This window comes from Anaerobiospirillum sp. NML120449 (genome assembly GCF_023051105.1).
Lineage (GTDB): Bacteria > Pseudomonadota > Gammaproteobacteria > Enterobacterales > Succinivibrionaceae > Anaerobiospirillum.
Genome location: NZ_JALKIL010000008.1, coordinates 104,628 through 130,680, shown reverse-complemented (window position 1 = coordinate 130,680; position 26,053 = coordinate 104,628). Strand labels below are relative to the sequence as shown.

Here is a 26,053-nt window from a genome sequence, read left to right as displayed (position 1 = left end):
TGATGCCATGCAATATGACAGCTGACTTGCAATTGCAGTTAAAGTCAGGCTGCAGGGCTCAGGTAACTGTTATTCTGTCGAACTCCAGACACCACTAAAGACACCTTAATTACCTGTTAAGGAGTCGAAGCGATGACTGCTCACGTGACTACAGCAATAGGTATGCCACTAAATGGTGCTTAAGTGAAAAACGGCAATTATCAGCCATTTTCTTATGACGATTATGCCTGTTGTTATACCTTATGACAGTGTTTTTTCAGCAAAAAAGCATGGCTGTGGCGTTAATTTGTCACGACGCAGTGCCCATGGCTGCGTACTACCGACAGTGCTGTGTTATCTGCCTTAGCATGTATGTCATAAATATGTCTGTGAGGCCATATTTTGTTCACTATGCGTCTTTCAATCAAGTGCAGACGCAATCTGTAACGGCATTATAAGGAAAATCATGACAATGCCATGCTGATAATTAGAATAATGCCCCGCTTTTGAACACAGACAGGTCAATGTATGTGGGATTGAGCATGAATTTCATCAATAAACCCATAGCAAAGTGCAGCCGGTAACAGCATGCATGCCGCCCTCCTGCTGGCCTCCCATCCTGCCAGCATGCCAGCATGGTCGCTCTGCAATGCGGAGGCGGTCGGCATCACCCGTCTGACGCTTAAGTAGCGACCATTGAGTTCAGGCGGTTTTGTTACAACCATGCAACATGCTGACATCAGGGCGTCCGGTATCTTAATACCTGGACCGGTTCGTCAGTGCAACAGGCGTGGACTGGATCTGTGGCCTGGCAGTAATAGTCCGGCCTTGAGGGCACAGGATGCAGTGCCGACTCCAGATCGAATGCTCATTACGGAAGAGTGGGGGAAGGGGATGGGGCGAGGGCAGGGCTCACCATGGGGTGCAGGTATCTCCGTTGAGTGCGGGTCTGTGAGCAGGCTGATTGTGCTGAGATTTCAGATAGCTGTTGGGATATTCAGTGAGATGCCATGGGGGTATCCGCTTGAAACAGGTGACTATTTGGTGCGGGTAAAAAAGCTTGCCAGGGTTCATGTTTTTACGATTTTGTCAGGGCCGGTCTATGGTCTCAAGCTGCAATTTTGTTTCAATCGGCTTATAATCTTTTGAGCAATTTAGTCGGCCTGGATGTGGCCTCAGTGGCGTCGGTACGCGGCTGATGGATACAACTGGCCGCCTGGCCGAAACACCAATGGAAAAGGATTGGCTAATGACAACTTTAATTAAGAATCAGGACTTCATTGACTCAATCTATGAGGCTCTCCAGTTCATTTCGTACTATCACCCACGTGATTTCCTTGACGCAATGAAGCATGCCTATGATATTGAGCAGAACCCTTCAGCCAAGGCTGCCATCGCACAGATCTTAAAGAACTCCAAGATGTGTGCTATCGGTCACCGACCACTGTGTCAGGACACCGGTGCCGTAACCTGCTTCGTCAAGATCGGTATGGAAGTCCAGTTTGAGGGCGACATGACCGTTCAGGAGATGGTAGACGAGGGTACCCGTCGTGCCTACACCTGCGCTACCAATCCACTGCGCAAGTCCGTACTGGTCGATCCTGCCGGCAAGCGTGTTAACACCAAGGACAATACTCCTGCCGTAGTTCACATTGAGATGGTCAAGGGTGACAAGGTTGAGGTTTCCATCGCTGCCAAGGGTGGTGGTTCCGAGAACAAGACCCACATGAAGATGCTCAATCCTTCTGATTCCATCGTTGACTGGATCCTCCATGAGATTCCTTTAATGGGTGCCGGCTGGTGTCCTCCAGGCATTCTTGGTGTTGGCGTAGGCGGTACTCCTGAGAAGTCAGCCTTACTGGCCAAGGAATCCTTAAACGAGCACATCGACATTCAGGATCTGATTAAGCGCGGCCCACAGAATGCCGACGAAGAGCTCCGTCTTGAGCTGTACGAGAAGATCAACAAGCTTGGTATCGGTGCTCAGGGTCTGGGTGGTCTGACCACCGTTCTGGACGTTAAGGTAAAGAGCTATCCTTGCCACGCCGTATCCAAGGCCATCACTATTATTCCTAACTGCGCCGCCACCCGTCACATCGACTTCACTCTGGACGGTTCAGGCCCGGCCACCTTCACTCCTCCATCACTGGACATCTATCCTGAGATCGAGCTTGGTGGCAATGACAACGTCAAGCGCGTCAACCTCGACACCCTGACCAAGGAAGAGATCGCCACCTGGAAGATGGGTGATACTCTGCTGCTGACCGGTACCATTCTGACCGGTCGTGATGCTGCCCACAAGCGCATCTGCGACATGATTGCCAAGGGTGAGTCCTTACCTGATGGCGTTGATTTCAAGGGCAAGTTCATCTACTACGTAGGTCCAGTACCTGCTGTTGGTGATGAGGTTGTAGGCCCAGCAGGCCCAACCACTTCCACCCGTATGGACAAGTTCGTTGAGACCATGCTCGCTGAGACCGGCCTGTATGGCATGATCGGCAAGTCCGAGCGCGGTCCTGCCGCTGTTGAGTCCATCAAGAAGCACAAGGCCGCCTACTTAATGGCTGTAGGTGGTGCTGCCTACCTCGTATCCAAGGCCATCAAGGAAGCCCGTGTTCTGGCTTTCGAGGATCTTGGCATGGAAGCTATCTACGAGTTTAAGGTTGTCGATATGCCAGTTACCGTTGCTGTTGACTCCGAGGGTAACAATATCCACTCCGTAGGTCCTAAGATCTGGTCTGAGAAGATCAAGGAAATCGACTTCAAGTACGTCTAACAGTAACTTTTGTCCTGTAGTCTTACCTTATGATCAGGGCGGGTCATATCAGTTGCCATATCATCCTGACTGACCAGACCCTCTCCAGGTCATAATAAATTTCAAAGAGGCGGTATTGCACGTTTGCTATACCGCCTTTTTTTGTTATTGTTAGTAACTCAACTGGCCCTGGTATTTTCTGACCTGTTCATTACCAGTAACATCGCGACAGCGGCCCGCTTTGCGGCCACTTGTGCCAGCCTGCAACAAAGCCTTTTCGCTCAACTGCAAAGGCGGCACGGCAGCTCAAACGGCTGTTTTTCACGAGGCCCGACGAAAAACGTAACTGACGCTCATGAACTGCCTGAGCTGGCAGAGCGCTCTGCGCTGTCTGACAGCAAAATGCAGTTGCCATGGACGTCATAAATCCCGTCATTACCATGCTTGCATGGATCTGCACTGCAGATTCATTTTTACTTTCCTGCTACAGCCTCACGCTGCCTGTCAGCTGCGCTGCTATCCTCACCCACAGCCTTTGCCCGGAAACGGGCCCAGCCTGTACCGTGGTTACTGAAATGCTCAGTGGCCCCCGGGGATAACCTGTACCCGCTATTCGGACCCGGCCGTACCGTGGTTGCTCACAAGGCAGCCCCCGGGGATGGCCTGCGCCCGTTATCTGGCAACCACACCAGAAAATCTGGTGCAACCGGGTCTGAGAGAACAGCTCTCAGCGCCCATCCAGCTATGGGCCAGGGCACAGGCGCAGCCGGGCAGACAGTACTGAGTGAGCAGCCTGCCAGGTGCTTGACCGGCCCTGAAACCCATGGCGCAGCCATAAGCATCAGCGGCCTTGCCATCACCTGGCTGAGCGTGGTTCTTCACCGGCCTTGCCATAACCTGGCTGAGCCATAAGCACGGCAGGGGCAGGGGCAAGAGAAAGCAAGGTAATGAATGGACTGTTATGGTCAGGTTAGAAAATACAGACGCGTTTTGGGAGCATTCAGTCAGCGCATATGCAGCAGCTGGCGCTGCAACAGCGGCTCACAGGCCTCCTCGTGCCGGGCAGGGGCATAGCAGCAGCTTTCGCAGCTGCAAGCCCTGCAGGTGGGGCACAGCAGTGTTGGCTGAAGATGCAGAGCGCCTTACGACCAGGCGACCGCAAGGTAGCGCGGCTGCCTGCAGATGTTTCCAAGGGGAGCGCGCCCGGGCTGTCATTTCCACGCCTTTTAAGGAGAAATAATATGGGCGAAGGTCTGACACTTTATCTGAAAAATGAGTTTACTGGCTGGAAAAAGGCCGAAACCACCTGGATGCTGGTGGCATCGGCCATTATTCTGTCGCTGTCTCTTTACTGGGGTGATTCCACTCTGGGTATTGTGGCCGCACTGACAGGTGTATGGTGCGTGGTGCTCACTGGTATGGGCAAGAGCATCTGCTTTGTCTTTGCTCTGGTCAACGTGCTCAGCTATGCCTGGATTGCCTATGAGGCCAAGTACTATGGCGAGGTCATGCTCAACACTCTGTACTACACACCAATGAATATCATTGGTCTCTACCTGTGGGCCCGTCATACCAGCGCTGATACGGGTGAGGTGGAAAAGCGCCGCCTGAGCCGCAAAAAGAAGATCTACATTTATGCTGTTACTGTAGTGGCCGTCTTTGCCTATGGTCTTTTCCTGCGCACTCTGGGTGGCAACCTGCCATGGGTCGACAGCCTGACAACAGTACTGTCCATTACCGCTCAGATTCTGACTATCTACCGTATTGCCGAGCAGTGGCTATTGTGGATTGTGGTTAATGCCGCAACCATTGTCATGTGGTCCATTAACTTTGCTCAGGGTCAGGAGAATCTGGCGGTACTGCTGATGTGGGTAGTCTACCTGCTCAATGCTATTTACATGTACATACGCTGGTCAAGGGAGGCCAGGAGCAATGAGATATAAGACCGGTCTTTACGGAGGTGCATTCAATCCTCTGCACATGGGACATGTAGACAGCCTGATTCAGGCAGCCAATCTGTGTGTCAGACTTTTTGTAGTGCTGTGGGCAGGTCGTAACCGCAATGAAATAGACATGCTGGTACGTTACCGCTGGATTTACCGCCTGACCGCCCATATTGGCAATGTCACCATCCTTACTGTTGAGGATGATGCCCCGTCGCTCAGCCAGTACACTCACGAAATGGCACTTGATCATGCCCGTCAGATACGTGATCAGATCAAGGACGGTATCGATGTCATCTTTACTGACGACGATACTGATGAGCGCAGCTGCTTCAAACTGACCTGTCGTGAGGCGGCCATTCATCATTTTGACAACACCATGGGTATCAGCTCCAAGGTTCTGCGTGCTGATCCTTATGGTCACTGGGACTGGCTGCCAGCAGTGGTACGTCCTCATTACACCCGTAAGGTTCTGCTCATTGGTGGAGAAAGCACTGGCAAGTCCACTCTGACATTGAATCTTACCAGTAGATTTAATGCCATCAGCATTGATGAGGCCGGCCGTGAGCTCTCCTTTAAGTCAGGTACTCCTGATCGCATGCTCTCTGAGGATTATGTTGAGATTCTGCTTCAGCAGAAGCTCAATGAAATCAAGGCTCTGGAGCAGGGCAAGAAGGTGCTTTTTGTTGATACTGACACCCTTATTACCCAGTTCTACATCAATTTCTTTGAAGATCCGCAAAGTCGCCTGAACAAGGCTCTGTCTGATGCTATCGACAGCATCAACCGCTTTGATCTCATTATCTTCCTTGAGCCTGATGTGGACTTTATTCACGACGGCGATCGCTCCATGGTCATTGCCAGCCAGCGTGAAAAGTACTCCAATCAGATAAAGGACATCTTTGAGAGCCACAACCGCAGGTTTGTCACCGTAAGCGGCGACTACCAGTCCCGCTACGAGCAGGCCGTGGCCCTGGTAAACGCACTGCTTGAGCCCCAGGCCTAGCCCCGGCACCGCACCACGCGATGCTTCGCTGCTACCGCACCACGCGATGCGCGCTGCCACCGCACTTCTTCCGCACCACGCATCCACTGGCTCGCTATGTCCGACCGCAGTAGCCGGGGGCCTCCAGGTGCTGCCGGGTATGATGGGCGCGGCGCATAGCTGACAGACCGAAAGTATCGGCACTCAATACACTAAAGGGCCTGATCTCCATTGTGGGGATCAGGCCCTTTAATTTGCACTGTGCTGGCTGATGGCAGCATCATGAGCCCCGCTGCAGACTCAGCAAACAGCGCTCAGCACACAGTAGGACTGTGTCTGGAACAGACCATTTTCGGGTCATAAATATGACGTGGGATCTGGTGCCCGCGTAATTTCATGCGGGCAAGACATATGGCATTGCCAGTTTATTAAGGTGTTTCCGATCTTATAAATATGATGTTTACTGGCATGCAGCGACGGTAAATACAGCCCTGGCAGAGCAGTGGCATACTCATTGCTCATGGTCAATGAAACAGGAGCATGTCTTAACGTGACTATGCAACCAGATATAAATTAGTGGCCGAACTGGGGCCATACAAGGAGATCGGATATGGCTCTTTACGTCAACACGAACGTCAGTTCCATCAATGCCCAGCGCAAGCTGAGTAATGCCACTCTGAGCTTAAATACCTCATACCAGAGACTGTCCTCAGGCCTGAGAATCAACTCCGCCAAGGACGACGCAGCCGGTCTGCAGATCTCCGACCGCCTGACCTCCCAGATTAACGGCCTCAACCAGGGCAACCGCAACACCAACGACGGTATCGCCCTTGCCCAGACCATTGAAGGCGCCCTGGACGAAACCACCAACATGCTGCAGCGTATCCGTGTCCTTGCAGTACAGTCCGCTAACGGCACCAACTCCCAGGCCGACCGCAAAGCCCTTCAGGAAGAAGTTACCCAGCTTTCCCAGGAAATCAACCGTATCGCCCGCCAGACCACCTTTGCAGGTGCTACTGTCCTGAATGGTCCGCGTGTTACTGATAAGAACAACTATCTTTCAAACAAGACAAGTCTTATTCCAAGCGTTGGTGCAGCAAATGCCGGAAAGATAGTGTTCCAGGTTGGCGCCAATGCAAATGACACTTTATACCTGAACTGGACTGCTGCATTTACCATGTCAGGCCTTGCAAAGATGGCAAATATTGGTGAGGCAAAGGACATCACAAACGCAGCTAATAAAAATGCCACAAATGGTATTGTTATTGATGGCAATACTGACGCTCATAAAGCTGAGGTACGCTGGACTATTTCTGCTGCATCATTAGCTCAGTACACACTTGCTAATATCGATAAGATAATCCAGGTTGTTGATTCCAAGCGTGCTGGTCTTGGTGCTCTCCAAAATCGTATGGAAAGCACTATTCGTAACCAGGCTTCCATCTCTGAAAATGAGGCTGATGCCCGTAGCAGAATCCGTGATACTGACTTCGCCTCTGAGACTGCTGCTCTGACTCAGAACAACATTATCCAGCAGGCTTCCCAGACTGTTCTTGCCCAGGCCAATCAGCGTCCTACCATTGCTCTGAGCCTGTTAGGTCAGTAATACTTACAGATTTCTTAAAACGAATTATTGAGGCGGGTTTATCCCGCCTTTTTGCTTTCTAAAATGTAAAGTAAAGAAACAACCCTGTCAGTTGAGCGTGTATCAGGGCGTCCATCAGCAGTCTCATAAGTATGTCACATAAGCAGTCTCATAAGCACGTCACATAAGCATGTCACATAAGCAGGTCTTATAAACATGTCTCATAAGCTTGCCTAAAGGTTTTAGTTGTGAGGACTGCACTCTGTCAGGGGACTTCGCGCGGGGAAGCAGGAGGCTTATTGGGCAGTATTATGCCGGGGCATTTCTTTCTGTCAGGTTAAGAGCAGGCAGGTGGTTTTGTCCTGGCGGGCGCAGCGCAGGGACAAGGTTGAGCTGTGAGAGATGGGGCTGCGGGACACGACATGTGCCCGGCAAAAGAATGCCTGGGCAAATGTCGTTGCATGGCTGGTGCATCCCTGGTCAGGTGTTGCGGGCAAAGGAGCGGCGCCACATCAGCTCCCAGTTGAAGTACCAGATGCGCGAGCGGCTTAAGGTGCTGGCCAGTGTGGCTACATTGCCTATTTTGTCATAAAGGTCAGGACGGAAATTACCTGAGTTGAGCTCGATAATATTAGGGCAAAGAGCAAAGTACTCATAGGCAGCTTTGAGGCTTCTGTCTTTCTTCTTAAGCGCAGCAGGCAGAGAAAACTCAAGTTCCTGACTGGACATTACAGAAAGTACGGCTCCGTACTGTTCATAAAAGTAACGGGCTACAGCCATAAACTCAGTTACGCCAATATCGTAACGACGTAATTCCCAGGGCAGCCAGGCAAAGACATGCCATGGTTGTGCAGCAGGAATGCGGGCCAGAATCATGGGGCGGGTAAGACTGGTCTGAAAGTCCCAGATACACTGAAAGCGCGTTACTGTAACTTTGCGCATGGCCCGTCCGGTTACATGATCCTCCCAGCTCCACCCGTGCTCTTCAATGCGTCTGCGCGACTTTTCTATTTGTGCCTCAAGCAGGGCGGCACCATCAGGCAGGGGCATGCTTACCATGTTCTGTCTTACTGCCTGCAGTCTGGTCAGATCAAATGGACCCATGGTGTCCTGACGTGACAGTGGAGCACGGCAGCCCGAGCGGTTGATAAGCATCTGCAGCATCAGTGGCTCAGCTGGAATCATTACCGGTACAAAACCGTCGTTTTCGCCCTCTGTTTTAGCGGCTTGCCATGATGCAATAAGCGGACTGTCATCAGCCATGGCCGGGAATAAAGTGCATGGGCAGTCCAGAAAACGCATCAGCTGCCAGGCCGTAGCCTCGCACTCCTGACTTACTGGCTGCACATACTGATTGTGATGGGAACTAAGACGACTGTTAAGCACAGCTCGTACACAGTCCCAGGTGCTGTCATTAAAAGGCAGGGCAGTAAAAGACAGCTCATATTCAGCAGGAGAGTCAAGCTGTTCCAGAGCTGGACTGTCCTGGGCAATAATGCGCAAATCTTCAAAATAGTTAGGCAGTGTTTCCTTTTGCCAGTAGTCATGCACAAAGGACCGGCCTGCATCATTGAAAATATCATCACTGATGCGTCCGGCAAATTCATCATAAATAAACTGGCGCAGATCGAATTTCTCATTGCCAAAATTCACCTGCTCAATAACATGGGGATATTTCTGCTCCAGGGCAGAGCTGATCAGATGACGGCGTATGGCCCAGCGCAGAAAAAGAGCCATATGGGTTATGGTGCTCAGACGGTCCTGACCACGTTGTGTGCCCTTGAGCATTCGTGAGTACACATGGCTGTCATCAACCAGCACGGCAGCATGACGAGGCCATGGCCGTGTACCTGATGGCACAGTGATGCCCGGGGCCTTGCCAGACAGATCGCCAGGTGTAAAACCATAACTGGCAGCTGAAAGCGATGCAGCTTCAGCCGGCGCATGAGCGGCGGCAGGTCGCGATGACGCTGCACAGGCTGACTGTTGCTCTCTTACATCTTTATGGCTGATTTCATCACTGGCACTTCTGCCATGACCACAGTCAGCTGCAGTATCAGTAATGGTTTCGGTGCCGTTTGTACTTTCCGTTTTATAAAGTGTATCTGTAGATGTAACAGTGCTTTCAGCAGCAGTGACTGGCCTTGCATTGCTGTTAATGCTTTCTCTTCTGGAAAGTGTCTGCTCTTTTGTGTTAGCGGTCTGCTGCTCTGTTGTGGCGGCTGACTTTTGCTCAGTTTGAGTTTGAGCACGGCCTGACAGGGAGGATGTGTTTGAAGCTGATGCGGTGACAGCTTGAGCGGCAGTTACATCCGTGGCTGGAGAAGCTGGAGCTGCTTGAGCGGCAGTTTCAGCAGGGGTTGGAGAAGCTGGAGCTGCTTGAACGGCAGTTACATCCGTGGCTGGTAAAGTCGGGGCAGATTGTGCTGAAGCTGAGGCTGGTGGGGCTGATTTTGAAACAGGAGACAGGGGCTGACTGTCTGGTCCGGCTGGGGCCTTGCTGGCTGCGCGACTGGCTCTGGCGCTGCCGCTGGCACTTTTGCTGGCTGCTTTGTCTGCGGCTTTACCAGCTTTATCAGCTTTAGCTGATTTATCTGCAGTTTTGTCAGCAGTTTTGTCTGGTTTATCTGCAGATTTTGCAGTGCGGGCTGGGGATGCTGATGTGGTGGAGGCGCCGTAGCTGAGATCGTAGTTGATTTTGAAAGTGTAGTCTGGAATGTTGATGCCGGCGCTCAGCTCGATTTTATGGTGCAGCAGACCTCTTAGATCGGCATCCTGACCGTCCTGAAGTGTGATGTTGCGGGTAAGGATAATATTCACGGCATCGCGTAAAAAGGACAGCAGTACCTCAGGATCCTCGCCTGGATAGCTTACTTCTATCTCATTCATTCCCAGGCTGCGCAGCCCCCTGGTATAGACAGACGGGACCGGGCCGTCGTCATTAATGCCAAAGAAAATAAAGGCATCGACGGGCAGGATTTGATTAAAGATGCGCTCGGCTTCCATGCAGAAAACATCAGTTCTGAAGAGGCCTCCGTTTATGACCATGCCTCTTACTGTGCTGCTGATGCATAAGGTACGCATTATCTGAGTAAAGAACACTCCAGCAGCCAGAGGATGCTGTCCACGGCTGTGCAGGCTGACCTCAATGCGGCCCCGGTGCAGATACATGTCATCAGCTGCCTGCATGGCTGTAAGCTCAGGAGGATCGCCCTCTTTATGAGGAAGTCGTCTTTTGAGCAGTCTGCGGGCTCTTTCTTTCCATGGCTTAAGCGGGCGTTCGCTCCTGGCACCTGATCTGCTGCCAGCGGCTGTGATGCTGTTCTTTGCCAGGGCGTCTATGGCGCCAAAGGAGCCATGGGGATTTATGCCGGCTTTTTCCCAGGTTTCAAGGCCGGCCTCATGGGCAAGTATGCTGTCACGATAGCTGAAATGGGCAACCTGGCTTGCTCCAAGGCCATGGCGAATCAGGTCATGCACATCAACCTGACCGCCCAGAAATGACAGCAGAGCCGTCATATTGTTATAGCGTATGCCATAGACTCTTTCGCTGCGGGCATTGAGATGAGTGGCCTCAGTGGTGAAAATGTCCTCAGCCTCAATCTGTATGTCCCACAGGGAATTGAGCCACAGTAAAAAGGCCCTGAAGTTGAGCTCAGAGTCGCCTGATATGAGAGTAGCGTGAAAGTGATGGTGATAAAACTCACTTTGAGTGCAGGGATCATGGCGCCGGTAGCACAGCTCAATTACATCACGGCCATCTGGTGGCACGAGCTCATCGCCCTGGGCGTGGTAGTCATCTTCATCGCTCCTGTCAGCTGGCAGACCATAGGGACGGTCACGGCCTGCAGGCCAGAACAGACGTGCTCTCTTTCTTGCTGAACTGAGCTTTTCTTCAAGGTTGTCTTCATCTTTGAAGGTGTCAGCCCATCCCAGTATCAGTGCAGCTGCTGCATCATTGCTGATTGATTTGCAGGCCGCAGCACAGGCTCTGGCCCTTACAGGCTCGTTAAGAAAGAGCCAGGCCCATGCCTTGCGCAAATGAAAGCGGGGATCATGAATGCCGTCGTTACTGACTTCATCAAGCACAGTAAGGGAAGTAATCATCAGCAAAGTACCGGCATCAGGTGGTCCCTGTACGGTAACGCTGCAGCCGGGAGTGTCAGGCAGGAAAGGGGTAAAGCGTGCTGTATCAGCCCTTCTTAATATTTTGACCAGTGCGCGGGGCATGCCTTTGCTGACAGTGCGTCCTGAGGAGAGGGATTTGTTTCTGGCAGCGGTGCTTTTACGGGAGGAGCGCGTGGCAGGCTGAGCACAGGCAGAATCATATTGCTCTATAGCCATGGCGGCTGTGGCAGCTGCGCGCTTTTGGCGGAAGGCTGTGGCTTCTGATAGCGCAGTCATCAGGGCAGCAGGATCAGCAAGTGAGGCAAGGGCAGCACTGTCTGACAGATCAGGCAAACCATTGTCCCTGGTCTCAGAGGCAAAATCAGGTGATGGCTCATAGCCGCATACAGCCAGATTCTGTACTGCACGGGCGTACACAAAGGCCGTACGATAATCGCGAGCCCGTACTGGCAGATGATCAATGGCCTCACAGCACAGGACAAACTGTCCCTGACTGTTAAGCTCTTCAATTCTGTCAAATAAAGCTCCGGCACCGCCCTCATCGTCCCAGGACGGGTATTTTCCTGCAGGGCGGGATAGCCCGGTATTACTGGCTGTCATAACATCACTGGCATCCTGAAACAGCCGCAGCATCTGCTGCATCTGACAGGACACGCTCTCCTCGTAGTCTGTATTTCACTGCCCGCCCACCAGTCAGCTCAAAGCTCACGCACAGTGATCAGTTCAGTTTCCTGGACGCCGCACACAATGAGCCTGGCCCCTCCAGCCCCAGCGCGCAAAATTACGTAAGGCCGCCGCACTGTTCTTGCCAGATAACTGCCTTCTGCCTTCTGCCAATTGCCTGATATAGAAGCTGGCTCAGCTGGACCTGATGCCGCTGCTGGATCCCTGAACTCACACCTTTATGAGAGTGCCTACAGATAATGGACTGGGCTGGCAGAGAGGCCCTGGCGGCTTGAGCTGCAGATCCTGATGCGGCTGCTTATGCAGCTGCCCAGGTCGGGACTTTGACTGCTGATGGGCATATGCATCAGATTTTTCCAGTTAGTGTCGCCTGCTGTCAAGCTGAACATTCATTAACTGACATGTTTTTTGATCCCGGCACGCTCAAGACAGTCCCATATTGCTTAAGCATGGGCAGTTACATTCATGCTCTGACTGCTGCGGCGCAGGAGAGCACAGCATGACGCTGACTGGTGCGGCTTGCTCTGCTACGGCCGGAGCTTGTTGCTGCGGCGCAGGAGGGCTCCGCATGGCGCTGACTGCTACGGCCAGAGCTTGTTGCTGCGGCGCAGGAGGGAGCAGTATGGCGCTTTAACTGGACTAAGACTGATGAGCTGAGCTCAGACAAAACAGGCCTGCCCCTGTGACAGAGGCAGGCCTGCAGCCTTTTAATCTTTTAATTCGGCCAATGACATAATGCCCATTATGAACATGATATTCGTGGGCATGCTCAGAATGAACGTCTTCATTGCAATCATGTTACTCATGAATATGTTCATCGTGAACGTGCTCATGCTCTGGGCCATGCATATGATCTGGACCATGATCGTGAGAGGGCTCATGAGTATGCTCATGGTCGTTATCATGGTTGTGTTCATGGTCGTGCCCTGGCTCAGTGCCGTGATAATGGACATGATCATGGGTATCCTCAAGACCATGACTGTGGTCATGATCATGATAGTGAGCTCCATGAGCACCTGAACCATAAGGGCCATGGTCATGGCCCTGATGGCTTAACATCATGGCTATGAAAGCACCCAGCAGCAGACAGGCAAAGCTTATGAGCATACCCTTTTTGTTTTCTGTCTTGTTAAGGCGCGGCAGAATGTCCGAAAGGGCTACGTAGATAAAGCTGCCTCCGGCAACGGCCAGAGCAAAAGGCAGGATATTCTGCGCACTGTCCAGGATGAGGTAGAAAATGATACTGCCGGTAAGCGAGCCCAGCATGGAGGTCAGGTTGACAATATATCCCTGCAGACGGCTCATGCCAAAGTTGAGCATCAGCACATAATTGCTGACCTGCTGCGGCATTTCATGAGCGATGATGGCAGCGGTAATGGCAAGGCCGACATGGAAATCGACCATGAAGGAAGAGGCTATGATGATACCGTCACACAGTGAGTGAAAGAGTGATCCTGCCAGTACCGGGGCACCACCATTGCGCAGACCTGTCTTTATCGAACCACGGCCCATTTCACTGTTGCGGCGGGCTCTTTCTCTGGCATTTTGAATATCGCTGGTACGCAGACTGAACAGATGGCTGTGACCAAGGTGATGAAGGGTAGAGCGGTTATCAGTGCTGTACCCGGCATCGTCGTGATCATGTCCATGACTGTGCTCATGTCCATGGTCATGTAAGCAGTGCTCATGGCCGTCACCATGGTCATGGCTGTGGCCGTGACAGCCACACTCAGGGTCGGTACAGGAGCTGCGGTGGTACTCATCAAAGGCTGCTGATCGGGAGCTCAGTGACTGTCCCTGGTCTGCAGCACTGACCGGACGTCTGATATTAAGCACCATAGCGCCGGCAGCGCCATCATGTTCAGCTGCAGTTGCAGCTGCAGCTGACGCGGCGTCAGCTGCCGGAGAGCCAGACTGGGCTGTGCTGGCAGAGTCTGCTGGTTTTTTGCCATTGGTGGCTGTGCAAACCGGACAGGATGATGAGTGGTGGGTGGTAGTGCAGACGGGACAGGTTTCGGCATGATGGCCGCTGTTGAAAAACATCTCAACAGCAATGAGCACCATGATGGTAAACCATATGGTAAGACCGATACTGTGGATGTCCTCACCAAGCTCAATGGCCTCAGGCAGCAGGTGAGTCAGAGCCATGGTCAGAAGCAGACCAGTTGCAATAAGGCTCAGAGCCTTGCCCATTCGGCTGAGGATAAAGGGAGGAATAATTGAAATAACAATGGCTCCGCACAGGGCAGGGACCATTGTTGCAAGAACAATACTGCTCAGCATGATGTTATCCTGGTTAAATGGGTACACAGTTATCAGGCAGGACCTGACAGCACTGAGTTAAGGGCAGGCAAAAGCCATGGCTCTGACAACAGCAAATGTCAGATTCTCACTTTCAGGCTCAGGCCCAGCCCCACAGATGGTAAGGTATAGCTAACCAAAAGAGACAGACAAATATATATCAAATGAGCCATCATGCCCATAGCTGTGAGAAAAAAGATATACATGACCTCAGCTCTTACCTGTTTACGGGCTTTGCTCACATGGGGTTACCATCATACAGTTGCAGCAAGCTGCACTGGCCCATGGCCACGATCATGTGCCTGACTGGCGTCTGTCCTGCACTGTGTCTGGCAGATGCATGGCCTGCAATATGTCTGTACGCATCAGGGCCAGTTCGGTTCTCTCTAAGGCAATATCAGGGCAGGGGCCTGACTATCTCAGGGCATGCTCAGGGCAGGATCAACTATGCCTCAGGCAATAGCAGGACGGCGCGGGCATACTGTGGCTGGCGCCTGGCGCCATGCGGTTTGGGGCAGCCATACGGCCATGTCAGGCCAGGGGCAGAGCGGTAAATGTGCAGCTGCGCGGCCGGTGCCAGCAAAGCACATTTAGGGCGCAGGCAGGTAGCGGTCATGATGCAGCCGTGATTTTATGATTGACCTGATCCTGGTATTTGAGGAATGATCTTAAGTCCAGTCAGGGAGCATGGGAGAGGCAAATGCTGGCTTTGATTTATCTTATCGTATCAATCTTTTTGTGCGCGGGCGCCGGATATTATGGCGGATACCTTGCCTATGACCCTTATCTGGCCAGCTTTATCAAATGGCTGGGCCTTGAGCAGGTGTTTGCAGATAACAGATGGTGGCTGACGGACAGAGCTGGTCTGGTTCTGCTCTTTGTGTGTGCGCTGCCAAGCCCCCTGTATAAGGCATCAGCAGTTCTGGCCGGAACAGTAGCCGCCGAGAGCTTTACTTATACCCACAGCGATGGCCTGATGACCTTCTTAAATGCCGCAGCTGTAATTGTGGCCAGCCGTACTTTACGCTTTTTCATTGAGTCAGGCACAGCTTTATACTGCTCAACAGAGCGCCAGAGGCAAATCAGATTATGGATTGATCTCAGCTGCCTGCTGGCTGCCTACGTCATTGCCATGGCCATGGACAGCTGGGCTGAGATCAGGACCATGATTCCTGTCTTCTAAGACTCTGACTCCGGCATAAGCAAGTGACATCATGTATGTCAGCGCCATCCCCGCAGACACAGTTGTCTGTCTGTCGGCATGTATGCCTGCATGTATAACCGTCAGCCCCAGCCCTGGTCCCGGTGCCTGCCCCGTCTGCAGTCCCAGTGCCAGCACCGGCACCAGCGCCTAACCAGTCGAAAGTCCCAGTGGCGGCACCGGCACCAGCGCCTAACCAGTCGAAAGTCCCAGTGGCGGCACCGGCCCCTGCGCCGTAATCTGCATGCAGGGCCCTGACAAATCTGATCACTCCGGGCAGCTGCTCATGCTGTATGCCTGATCCGTTTTGTAAAAGTAAGCCAGCAGGCAAGTAAGCCTGGCCGAAAAGATGGCCGTATGCTCAGCTGAGGTTGAGGCGGGCAGCATACGTAGCTCATTGATATGCCGACGTTTTGTCCAGCTGTGTTCGTCCGGCAGTATATTTTCGGCCCGGCACAAAAGCAAAAAGCACCCCTGAGGGTGCTTTTTGCTTTACGGCCATATATGCCATGAGCCACGTGGGAGCTTGAGCCTGCAGATTTACCTTGAGTTGGGCTTTACCATGAACGCAGAATTTCAGCATCCTGGCCAGTAGGCCGGTTATACGGTGCTGGCTGCTGGCTGCTGGCTGCTGGCGCTCTGGCAGGGTCTCTGTCAGGCATTAATCCGGTCAGGCTGTGCCTGAGGCAGCTGCCGGGCATGAAATGCCTGGACAGGGTAGCCCGGTGCCGGGCCTGAAAGGCCTGGACAGGACAGCCCGGCGCCTGAGGACTGGGACTGATGGCTTATGCCTTCTTGCTTGTGCTACAGGGCTGGTGATTAGCGGTACTGCATGATGGCGTTGTAGACGGCCAGGGCCTGAGCTGTTTCTTCAACGTCGTGGACACGGACCATGTTGGCGCCCTGCATGAAGGAGTAGAAAGCAGCTGCCACAGAGCCGGTGATGCGGTCAGCGGCAATGCTCTGTCCTGTGACCTTGCCAATCATGCCCTTACGGGAAAGGGCTGAGAGCAGGAAGTAATCAGTGCCCTCGGTAATCTTGCTCAAATTGTTGAGCAGGATGTAGTTTTCGTCGAGGTTTTTGCCAAAGCTAAAGCCAGGATCAAGGATAATGCGATCAGCTGGAATGCCGGCCTTTGAGCAGACATCAGCGCGCTCACGCAGGAACTGGGTAACCTCTTTGACTACGTCCTGGTAGACAGGGTTAATCTGCATGGTCTTGGGATCGCCCTGCATGTGCATAAGGCAGATACCAACCTCAAGACGGGCGGCAGCTTCTACAGCCCCCGGACGCTGCAGAGCACGGATGTCGTTCCACAGGTGAGCACCGGCCTTGACGCACTCTTCCATAACCTCAGGAGCTGAGGTGTCAACGGAGATCATGACATCAAGCTCACGGGCAATTTCTTCAACCACAGGAACTACGCGGCTTAACTCTTCCTCTACCGGTACCAGATCGGCGCCAGGTCGGGTAGATTCGCCTCCTACATCAATAATGGAGGCTCCGGCTTCAGCCATGAGGGCAGCCTGGGCTACGGCCTGATCCCGTCCAAGAAATTTGCCACCATCAGAAAAAGAGTCAGGGGTTACATTGAGAATACCCATGATCTTAGGGGTTGACAGGTCAAGACTGCGGCCACGGGCGTTAAAGATTAACTCATTCACTGGCTTTCCTCCAAAATTAATTCAGGGGCTGATCATAATACTAAAGCACCTGCCGTGGTAAGCATGCTGAGCCCATGATGTGATATTGCGCAATGATAGAACAATTATCACATTGCGTAGAACTGTTACTCTGCAGCTGAAAACAGAAAAACATCAGTTACAGTACCTGGCTATTTTGAGAACTGGATTAGCATAGGCCCATGTCAGCCCAAAAGCTCCTAAAAAGAGCTCAAATCAAGGTAATACGCAGCCATATTGCCGCCCAGGCCCTGACAGCAGCTCCAGCTGCGCCTGAAGTCCCGGCATTCCCTGCACCACCTGAAGCCCCGGCATTCCCTGCAGCACCAGCAGCCCCGGAATTTCAGTCAGCCCCATCAGCCACAGTAGCAGCCTTATCCATGGCCCAGGGGACCAGGCTTCCAGCCAGAGCCCGGCCATGGCTCATGACAGCTGTGGCGGGCTCTCTGCAGGGCAGCTGCAGCAACCACTGCAGTTGCAACGGCTGCCAGAGCTTAATGGGCCATGGACCCAGACTGACCTGATGAGGCTGGCTGACATGGTCAGCAGGGCCAGCATGGGTCAGCAGGACAGCCAGGTGCATTCTCCTTGCGGGGGCTGTGTTCTTGCTGAGCAGTGGAAGTGTAAGTGGCAGTGGAAATTACAGGCCTTTGGCTGGGGACGAAACCAGAGGAGATACCGAAAGCATGGAAAGTTCCGGGAGCAGGGCAAGAGCCGGAGCTATTATGTCGGGCTATTAGGTGCCAGGCTGTGGCTGGGCCATGCCGCGTAGAGTTCGTTTGACAATCATGGTCTGAATCTGGACATATTTTGGGGCAAAGTAAACTGCAGACAGTTCTTGAAGTGTCTATACAAGTTCATACGTAATATGTATGATAAAGTGCCATACAGCCTGTTCAGCATGTCCTCCTGGACTGGATTGGAGTTCGGGACTTAAACAGGCCTTAAGGGGTAAGCCCCACTGCCTTGTACTGATGCAAAAAAATATTCTGAACGAAAAATATGGCCACGCTATAATCTGGACACTGGTTATAAGACAGCTACAGTCTCCGGGAAGTGCCCGGGCATTGTTCACATGCTTACAGCTGCTGCGCCTACAGCCGCTGTGCTTTTAGCCGCAGCGCTTCGATCCGCAGCGCCTCCGGCCGCTGCAGACTAATTTCAAAGCTCAGTCCTGTGCAATGCAATGCAGGCGGTAATTGCCAGACACACCTGGCAGGGTTACCGGAAAGATATACCTGCTGCAGTTTTGAGCTGTCACAGTCTGACACATCAGGGGAGCTCCTGCCTCCCATAACGCCAACATACCTGTTTATCAAGGACTATGCCTGAGCCTGCGGCATATTAAAGCTTTTATGAAATTTTCGGTACTTACTTCCCCTGATCAGTGGTTTGTCCCATATGCGCAGACACTTACCAGCACAGCAGATATGCCGCTTTACTTCAGACATGAAGATATTCCCGAGGATACAGACGTCGTTTTTATCCTCTCCTATCATCGTCTGATTGCTCAGGAGTACCTCTCACGTCACCGTCACAACATAGTGGTGCATGCCTCAGACCTGCCTCAGGGCAAGGGCTGGGCACCGGTTGCCTGGCAGATACTTGAGGGCCGCAACGATATAGTTTTCACTCTTTTTGAGGCTGATGCCAAAGCAGATAATGGTCCATGGTATCTCAAAAAGACAGTAAAGTTCAGCGGCCATGAGCTCTACGATGAAATCAGAGACATTCAGGCTCAGGCCTGTGTAGACCTGTGTCTTGAATTTAAGCAGCGCTGCAGTGAACTCACTCCCCATGATCAGACAGGCGAGGAAAGCTTTTACCGCAAGCGCACCGCTGCAGACAGCGAGCTTGATGTGAACAAAAGCCTGAGCGAGCTCTTCAATCAGCTGCGTATAGCCGATAACGAAAACTGGCCGGCATTTTTCATCAAGGACGGTCGCAAATACATCCTGCGTATCGAGCGCGCTGACTGATGACAGACCGTCGTCATCTCATAAATCATCAGGGCCTGCACGGCATAAGCTGTGCAGGCCCTGTTACTTTCCTGCGGCCCGTAACAGGACAAAGAGGCCATGGCCATTGCGGCCACCCAGGCCCCATCAGGTCCCGCATCCCATACTCACTTGAGCACACGAGGCTCAAAGCCAGCCATCATGGCTATTTCAGCTCAGGCTGTCCCCGCCACTGCCAGACTCCCTGTCAGTCTCAGCTGCAGCACCAGCATCTGCACGAGCATCGCCGTCAACCGCAGCTGCAGCACCAGCATCTGCACGAGCATCGCCGTCGACCGCAGCTGCAGCACTTGCATCTGTACGAGCATCTCCGTCAACAGCAGCTGCAGCACCAGCATCTGCATGAGCTTCTACGTCAACCGCAGCTTCAACTGCACAGCAAGCCTCATCAGGAACATCTCCGTCAACCGCAGCTTCAGTTGCAGCACAATCAGCCGCAGCAGCTTCAGTTGCAGCACTATCAGCAGCAGCCTCACATCCATCACGGACATCAGAACCAGACTCAACAGCGGCCTGAGTTGCACCATCAGCTACCTCATCATGACCTGCATCGGCATTGGCGGCGGCTTCAGTGGCCGCAGTGGCAGTGGCCGCAGCTGCAGTACAGTCAGGGGGAGCTGCAGCTGGGAAGTCAGCTGGTGCTGAAAAGCTGTCAGGGGCGGCACTGGCGTCAGCTGCTGTTGCAGTGGTCGGTGCAGATGGAGCGGTGCTGTCAGCATGCAGTTGATTTAGCTGTTCAGGCTCCATGGCGGCGAGCCGGGCCTGGGGGACCTGGTTGAACTCGCGGTTGAGCTCTTCCATAAAGCTCTGGTCAAAGCCGCCGGCGCTCAGGTCGTTCTGGTCAGCAAGCTGCCGCTCCTGCATGAGCATGACCTGCTCAAAGGTCTGGGGAGCTGCCATGATAAGGCCACCACTGGCATCATCAGGATTAAAGCCCGGCAGTATTTCCGGAGCTGGTTCTCCATTGTTAAGTGTGTCAGGGCTGTAAAGCTCTGGCTGCATGGCAGATACGTCAGCAAGAGCGGACATGTCTGCACTGCCATCAGGGATGTATGTGGCAGCCGGGCTAAGGCCGCCAGCCATGTTGACGGCACCGGATGCAGGGGCCGCGCCTGCGCCTGGACCGCCATTGGTGGCAGGCGCAGTATGCTGCCATGCCGGGGCGGCTGTGTCTGCAGTGACCATGGTGTTCAGGGCTGATGGAGTTATGCCAAAGCTTGCAAAAGGTTTTGCCTGGAGCTGTGCTCCTTCCAGATTGCCGGTGCGGGCGCTGCCAGTGAAGCCCTGCCCCATGCCCTGAGCCTGGCTGAAGGTCTGAGTACCACAGACATTAAGGTCATCGCCATTAAAGCTGTCGTCAAAAGGACCAGCATTAAGCGTGTCACTGTAACCAGGGGCTATCAGCTCATACTCAGGTTTTCCTGAGGCAATGGAGCGCAGGGTAGGCTTGCGCAGAGCGCGGGGACGGGCCAGTTGTGTGTCAGCTGATCCCTCGGGCTGCCAGGACTTTTTTGTGCCTGGACAGCTGCTGCCCGGGGAGCTGTCAGCTGCGCCTGCTGCGCAAGAGACACCCGCTGTGCCGGCGGCACTGGCAGTCCCGGCAACAGATGTAGCGCTGCCGTCCGTCAGTTGACTGTCACCTTTGTCTGACTCAGAGGCAGCGGCATTGCCACAGCTGGTGTCCGCAGCTGCACCTGCAGCTGAGGTAATGGCACTGGCTGCTGCAGCTGCATCATTAATCTGATTGCGTGCCTGCTCCAGAGCAAGGGCACTGTAGTTGGTCTTATTGCGCTTTTCCAGCCAGCGACGTTCTTTTTGCTCAGCGCGCTCGGCCTTTTTCCTCTCTTCGCTGTCCTCATCATCACCACGGCCGGCAGCCGCTGCAGCTGCGCCTGCAGCTGCGCCTGCGGCTGCAGCTGCGGCATAGCCGGAGACTGAGGCATCAGTCATAATGCCGCCGTGAGCCCGCATGCCCATGCTCCGGGATGACTGAGCAGTACTGTTAAAGGCATTGCTCTCATCACTTTGAGCCCATGGTGCCTTTTCATTTGTGCTGTACTGTCCATTTTGCAAAGCATATGGCTGAGACATGCTGCCAGTTTCATCTGGACTGGCTGATGCGCTGGCTGAATATACCAGGCTGTTCCCCGCAATATAGTTGCAAGGGACAGCAGTGTCTGACATGCCAGCTGCCTGGCTCCGGTCCTGAGAGCTGGCATAAGGAGAATACTGAGCCTGAGGATGGGGCTGGCCATAAGGAGAACCATTGCTCATGCTGCCGTTCTGGTACTGAGCTGGCTGGGCGCCATTCTGCATTTGCTGACCTGTGGCAGCCATGCCATGGTCTCCGTGAGGGCTGGTATAGTGCTGGGACTGATATGCTCCCTGGTATGACCGGGAGTTATTGCCATAGAGTTCATCTTTGCCCTGACGGGAGTACATTGCCTGAGTGTCAGGAGAGTACTGTGGGCCCTGGCAGTTTTGCTGATACGGCTGTCTGTTGTGACCATTGGCCTGGACATATCCCTGTCTGGTGCCCGGCAGTGGGCCCGGACCATTTCCGGAGAGCTGGCCAGTCGTCTGTCCATAGCCATGGACCTGACCCAGGGCCTGATTGTAATAGCGGCCCTGATCCTGAGCTTGCTGATAAGCCATGTGATGTTGATATGGCCCTCCTGCAGCACCCTGAGGGCCAGAGGTGCCGTAATCTGGCTGGCCGTTCTGGCCGTTTTGGCAGCTCTGGCCATAGTAAGGTGACTGGCCGCCAGTGACACCTGAGCCTGCATATACACCTGGGCTGTAAGCCTCGCTGTCAGGGCTGTTACTGCTCTGCATGATGCCGGCGCGTGCGGCGGTACGCTGGGCTGCATCACGACGTGGGGGCAGGGGCTGCGAGGCCTGATATCCTGATTCATAACCCAGCTGGCGGTCATCCCATACCGGCTCTGATCCGTAAGCATCCTTTTCGCTGTCGCGCCATGAACGGTTTTGTGAATCGTTATTGTTATGCTCGATAAAATCAGGGTGAACAGGGGCCTTTTGCCATGAGGATCCGTTATTTCGGCGGTAGTCATAATACTGATTCTGGCCATGGCGCATATTGTCAGTGTTGCCTTGAGCACTGGCTGCACCTGCACCATATGAGGCAGCGCTTACAGCAGTCCTGTTTGCTCCCACAGCTGTCTGCAGGCCCTGATAGGAGCCACTGGCATAAGCTCCAGGGGCATCAGGGCGTCCTTGCCGGGCGAAGCGGCCCTCTTCCATGCCCTGAGCTGTCCTGCCATAAGGCTGCATATTCTGTGATGCAGCGGCATGAGGCTGAATGCCAGGGGCTGACATGCCATAAGCAGGTGCTGTCTGTCCCTGAGTCTTATTGCCATAAGGGGACTGGCCATAGCCGTCTTGCTGACCAAATCCCGGCTTGCCAAAAGGCTGAGGAGGCAGCTGGCCAGCATGGCTATATGCAGCATTGCCAGCAGCAACATGCCCGGCTGTTGCCGGGACGGCAGCGGCAGGGCCGGAAGCTGCAGAGCTTCCAGCTGCCAGGGCGGAAGCCTGGTTGCCCGGGGCAGGTTCAGACAGCTGGGGATTGTAGCTGGTTATAGGCTGCACACCTGTGCCCTGAGGTAAAACAGTCTGACCTGCAATGGCAGATCCCGGCGGCATGGCCATTACAGCAGCACGAGGGTTCGAGCTGTCGGCATCAGGGAAATAAGCACGCTGCAGGGGATCTGTGCTGATAGAATCGAGACGCTTTTGCATGCGTGAGCGTGATGAGCCCGTCTGAGCGCGGGTTACTGAGGCGGCGTATGTGCGGGTGGCATCTGAGGCACGGTTTTTCATCAGGCGACGGATAAAGGCTGTTTCCCAGCCGTGCTGACTGCGTCGCATTCTGTTATTGATCCAGAAACTGATGAAGTCACGAAGCTCAGACTCCTGGTAGGAAAAGTCAGCAAGGCCCATGTTAAGAGCCACCTCACGCAGTGAGGCTGACGGCTCCCAGGCAAGAAACATGGTAAAAGGCATGCCCGGGACTATTTTGGTTTCCTCAAGGAAGAAAGGCAGGGTAACACTGGCGTTCTGCCATACGGCGTCTTCCTGTTCACGCTCAATGAGGCTGAGCATTTCAAGCTCATTTAAGGCAGCCTCAATATCCTCAAGAGAGGGAGAGCACGGAGCGCTGGTGCTGGTTGAGACCAGCTGGGATGCCAGGGCAACAGGATCGATAAGAGTGTTTCCCTGACGGGCCTGAGGCTTGATGTAGAAAACGTACATGGTGCGGGCCAGATGGCTCAGAACTGTACTTTGTAACTGGATAAATTCAGCTCTGTTAAGCATAGCTTCTACCTCAAAGTCAGGCCGGGAATTTCATGATGGGCAGCCAGAGGACCGTAAGACCCGCCTGCAGCATGCGCTGCAGGCACATCCTGCACAGCAGCGCCGCCATGCAACAGCACCTGCTGCTTGGCTGCACAGCAGCATTGCCTTGCACCTGCATCTCACTTCACCGCACAGCGGCGCCGCCATGAGGCAGCCCTTGCAGGCTAAAGGCGACTGCTGCTGCATTATACAATGCCGGCCAGGATGGACCTGGCCTGCCAGTGCAGGAGCGGAGTGCAGCAGGACAGACCTGCTGCCCTGGTGAAAGCCATGGGCATACCAGACCTGTAACAGGATCTGCAATCCAGGCTGACGCTCTGACAGGCACTGTATGCTTGAGTAAAGTCAGGCGCTGTCAGCGACGCTGGCGCTGCCACAACGCTCCTGGTCAGCGGCAGGATCAGTATGTCTGCCTGTTGCGCTGGCAGCCGTATGGCGGCATGGCTGTCTGGTGTATGCAGGCATGGCACTCAGGCGTATGCTGGCCGGGCATTCAGGCGTATGCCGGCATGTCTGTCGGCGTACGGTCATATGGCCTGGTCTCAGACAGTGCGGGTGCCTGGCACTGGGGTTACCGGGGCACGGCCTTCGAGAATGGCGTCGAGATTGCGCAGCACCAGGTCAGCCATGGCATCACGAGTCTCCCAGGTGGCGCTGGCAGTGTGAGGCTGCAGGGCAACATTTGGACGGTTCATCAGCTCCTTTGGTACCTCAGGCTCGTTTTCGTAAACATCAAGGCCGGCACCGGCAATGACTTTGTTATCAAGGCACTCAATGAGATCGGCTGTATTAACAATTGAGCCACGGGCAATGTTAATCAGATAGCCCTCAGATCCAAGGGTACTGAGTACCTCTTTGTTAACTGCATGTCTGTTGTCAGGAGATGCAGGCATGGCCAGAATCATTACATCGCACCAGGCAGCCATGTCTTTGAGATTATCAAAGTACTGATAAGGGACATCCTTGCGGTTGCGGCCGTAGTAGCCAATTTCCATCTTGAATGCCTTGCAGCGATCGGCTATCTCACTGCCAATGCGGCCCAGTCCGGCAATACCGACCTTGCGGTGAGCAGGAGAGTGGGTAAGAGGGTACATGGGAGCTGTGCCCCATTTGCCTGCCTCAACATATTCCTGAGTGGCCTTGAACTCACGCATGGTATTGAGCATGAGCATAATGGCCGTGTCAGCTACATCATCATTGAGCACATCAGGGGTATGGGTAACAAAGACATTACGGCGGGCAGCCTCCTGCCAGTCGATACGGTCGTAGCCTACAGAAAAGCAGACAATGGCTTTGAGGCTGGGAGCTCCGTCAAAGTCTTCTTTTTGCCAACAGCTGTTGCCCGAGGCCACAACAATATCAGTACGGGCACGGACAGCCTTGCGCTCCTCAGGAGCAAGATTGCTGTCTACAAAGTACTCACCGCGCTTTTCAAGCTCATCGCGCAGCCTTGGCAGCATGTCAAATCCGCCCACCTTTAAAATTGTTAAAGCCATAACCACTCCTCATTTCTGGCCTTATGGCCAGCTCTTAATGCAATACAGTCAGTACCTTGCTGTCAGCCCCGCACAGCCTGTCTGATGTATGACAGAGCTGATCACATCAGCACAGCAGACAGCCCTCAGGCTTCAGGTACAGTGTAAGTATCATATCCTGGCAAAGCCACCTTCACATCGCATTGCCGGAAAACGTGCATTCTCCTGTAATTATTGTGGTCTGCAAGCTAATTACTGCACTTAATTGAACACTAACCGTGCCCGGACCTGCCAGGTCCTGAACAGCCCGGCCAGCCATCTGGCCATGCTGCCATCTGGCAATCAGCATATCCGGCCAGTTTTCCGAACAGCCATCAGGCTGTCCGTTCATCCATCCATCCATCCATTCATTCATCAAGTCATGAGGTGCAGCTGCATGGCAGCTAAACCTCAGCTACAACATGGCAAAGACAAAGACCATGAAGCAGGGAGGTATGCTGTACTGCACCGAGGGCCTCACAACTCAGTACCTCATGGCAGGGCAATGTCGCGAAAAAGGGATGGATGCTGTACTGAACCAAGGGCCTCATAAATCAGAACATCATGGCATGGCAAGACCATGTAATATGGACGGATGCTGCTCTGCGCCGAGGGCTTCACAACTCAGTATCCCATGGCAGGGCAATGTCGCGAAAAAGGGATGGATGCTGTACTGAACCAAGGGCTTCACCACTGAGCACCTCATGGCTGGGGCGGGCCATGGAGCAGGGGTAAGGCAGGACGTCAGCGGTGAGCATGCCAGTATATGAGATACCGGCAGCAGTGAAATGCGGCATATGAAGGCCATGGAACGACAGGAATCTAAGCTTGCAGTGGCAGGTTAACAGTGCTGTCCGAAGCACTGGGCAGGTCAGCGCAGAGGGGCTGACTGGGCTG

At 53.6% G+C, this 26,053-nt stretch carries 13 protein-coding genes; 7 read left to right on the top strand and 6 right to left on the bottom strand.

Translation table 11 applies throughout. The features are described from left to right. The first annotated feature begins 1,228 nt into the window (after nt 1-1,228). The 5 genes from MXE41_RS04075 to MXE41_RS04055 all read left to right on the top strand — a co-directional run bounded on the left by MXE41_RS04075 (nt 1,229) and on the right by MXE41_RS04055 (nt 7,268). Entirely contained in the window at nt 1,229-2,755 is a 1,527-nt protein-coding gene (locus MXE41_RS04075; RefSeq protein WP_246978564.1) for a fumarate hydratase, read from the top strand. Between the two features lie 141 nt (nt 2,756-2,896). After that, nucleotides 2,897-3,160: a hypothetical protein gene (locus MXE41_RS04070; RefSeq protein ID WP_247074046.1), complete on the top strand. Its 264-nt coding sequence runs from the start codon at nt 2,897-2,899 to the stop codon at nt 3,158-3,160. 815 nt (nt 3,161-3,975) lie between these two features. Next, nucleotides 3,976-4,677, top strand: coding sequence for a nicotinamide riboside transporter PnuC (gene pnuC / locus MXE41_RS04065; RefSeq protein ID WP_246978563.1), 702 nt, complete (start codon nt 3,976-3,978; stop codon nt 4,675-4,677). Further along, nucleotides 4,667-5,683 (top strand): AAA family ATPase, encoded by a 1,017-nt coding sequence (locus MXE41_RS04060; protein WP_247099464.1) that lies wholly within the window; start codon nt 4,667-4,669, stop codon nt 5,681-5,683. The genes pnuC and MXE41_RS04060 overlap by 11 nt, the downstream gene beginning before the upstream one ends. 589 nt (nt 5,684-6,272) lie before the next feature. Beyond that, the gene (locus MXE41_RS04055) at nt 6,273-7,268 is read left to right on the top strand and encodes a flagellin (RefSeq protein ID WP_247099463.1); all 996 of its coding nucleotides are present in this window, start codon (nt 6,273-6,275) and stop codon (nt 7,266-7,268) included. 459 nt (nt 7,269-7,727) lie between these two features. Here MXE41_RS04055 and MXE41_RS04050 read toward each other — a convergent pair whose 3' ends face one another. Further along, nucleotides 7,728-11,975 carry a DUF4253 domain-containing protein gene (locus MXE41_RS04050; RefSeq protein WP_247099462.1) on the bottom strand — a complete coding sequence of 1,416 codons (4,248 nt, stop codon included), beginning with the start codon at nt 11,973-11,975 and terminating at the stop codon, nt 7,728-7,730. Nucleotides 11,976-12,857: 882 nt separating this feature from the next. Next, the gene (locus tag MXE41_RS04045) at nt 12,858-14,342 is read right to left on the bottom strand and encodes a ZIP family metal transporter (protein ID WP_247099461.1); all 1,485 of its coding nucleotides are present in this window, start codon (nt 14,340-14,342) and stop codon (nt 12,858-12,860) included. A gap of 718 nt (nt 14,343-15,060) precedes the next feature. Between MXE41_RS04045 and MXE41_RS04040 the strand changes: the two genes are divergently transcribed. Further along, nucleotides 15,061-15,543, top strand: coding sequence for a hypothetical protein (locus tag MXE41_RS04040; RefSeq protein WP_246978555.1), 483 nt, complete (start codon nt 15,061-15,063; stop codon nt 15,541-15,543). An 837-nt stretch (nt 15,544-16,380) separates the two neighbouring features. Here the strand turns inward: MXE41_RS04040 and folP are convergent. After that, entirely contained in the window at nt 16,381-17,226 is an 846-nt protein-coding gene (gene folP, locus MXE41_RS04035; RefSeq protein ID WP_348647413.1) for a dihydropteroate synthase, read from the bottom strand. A gap of 1,373 nt (nt 17,227-18,599) precedes the next feature. On the opposite strand from folP, the gene MXE41_RS04030 reads away from it, so the two are divergent. Continuing rightward, nucleotides 18,600-19,223: a formyltransferase family protein gene (locus MXE41_RS04030; RefSeq protein ID WP_247099460.1), complete on the top strand. Its 624-nt coding sequence runs from the start codon at nt 18,600-18,602 to the stop codon at nt 19,221-19,223. A 189-nt stretch (nt 19,224-19,412) separates the two neighbouring features. On the opposite strand, the gene MXE41_RS04025 is transcribed toward MXE41_RS04030, so the two are convergent. The 3 genes from MXE41_RS04025 to MXE41_RS04015 all read right to left on the bottom strand — a co-directional run bounded on the left by MXE41_RS04025 (nt 19,413) and on the right by MXE41_RS04015 (nt 25,953). Continuing rightward, nucleotides 19,413-23,600 carry a DnaT-like ssDNA-binding domain-containing protein gene (locus MXE41_RS04025; RefSeq protein ID WP_247099459.1) on the bottom strand — a complete coding sequence of 1,396 codons (4,188 nt, stop codon included), beginning with the start codon at nt 23,598-23,600 and terminating at the stop codon, nt 19,413-19,415. 584 nt (nt 23,601-24,184) lie between these two features. Continuing rightward, complete coding sequence (locus MXE41_RS04020; protein ID WP_247099458.1) at nt 24,185-25,138, bottom strand: 2-hydroxyacid dehydrogenase; 954 nt, start codon at nt 25,136-25,138, stop codon at nt 24,185-24,187. Nucleotides 25,139-25,773: 635 nt separating this feature from the next. After that, nucleotides 25,774-25,953 carry a hypothetical protein gene (locus MXE41_RS04015; RefSeq protein ID WP_247099457.1) on the bottom strand — a complete coding sequence of 60 codons (180 nt, stop codon included), beginning with the start codon at nt 25,951-25,953 and terminating at the stop codon, nt 25,774-25,776. Nucleotides 25,954-26,053 lie beyond the last annotated feature (100 nt).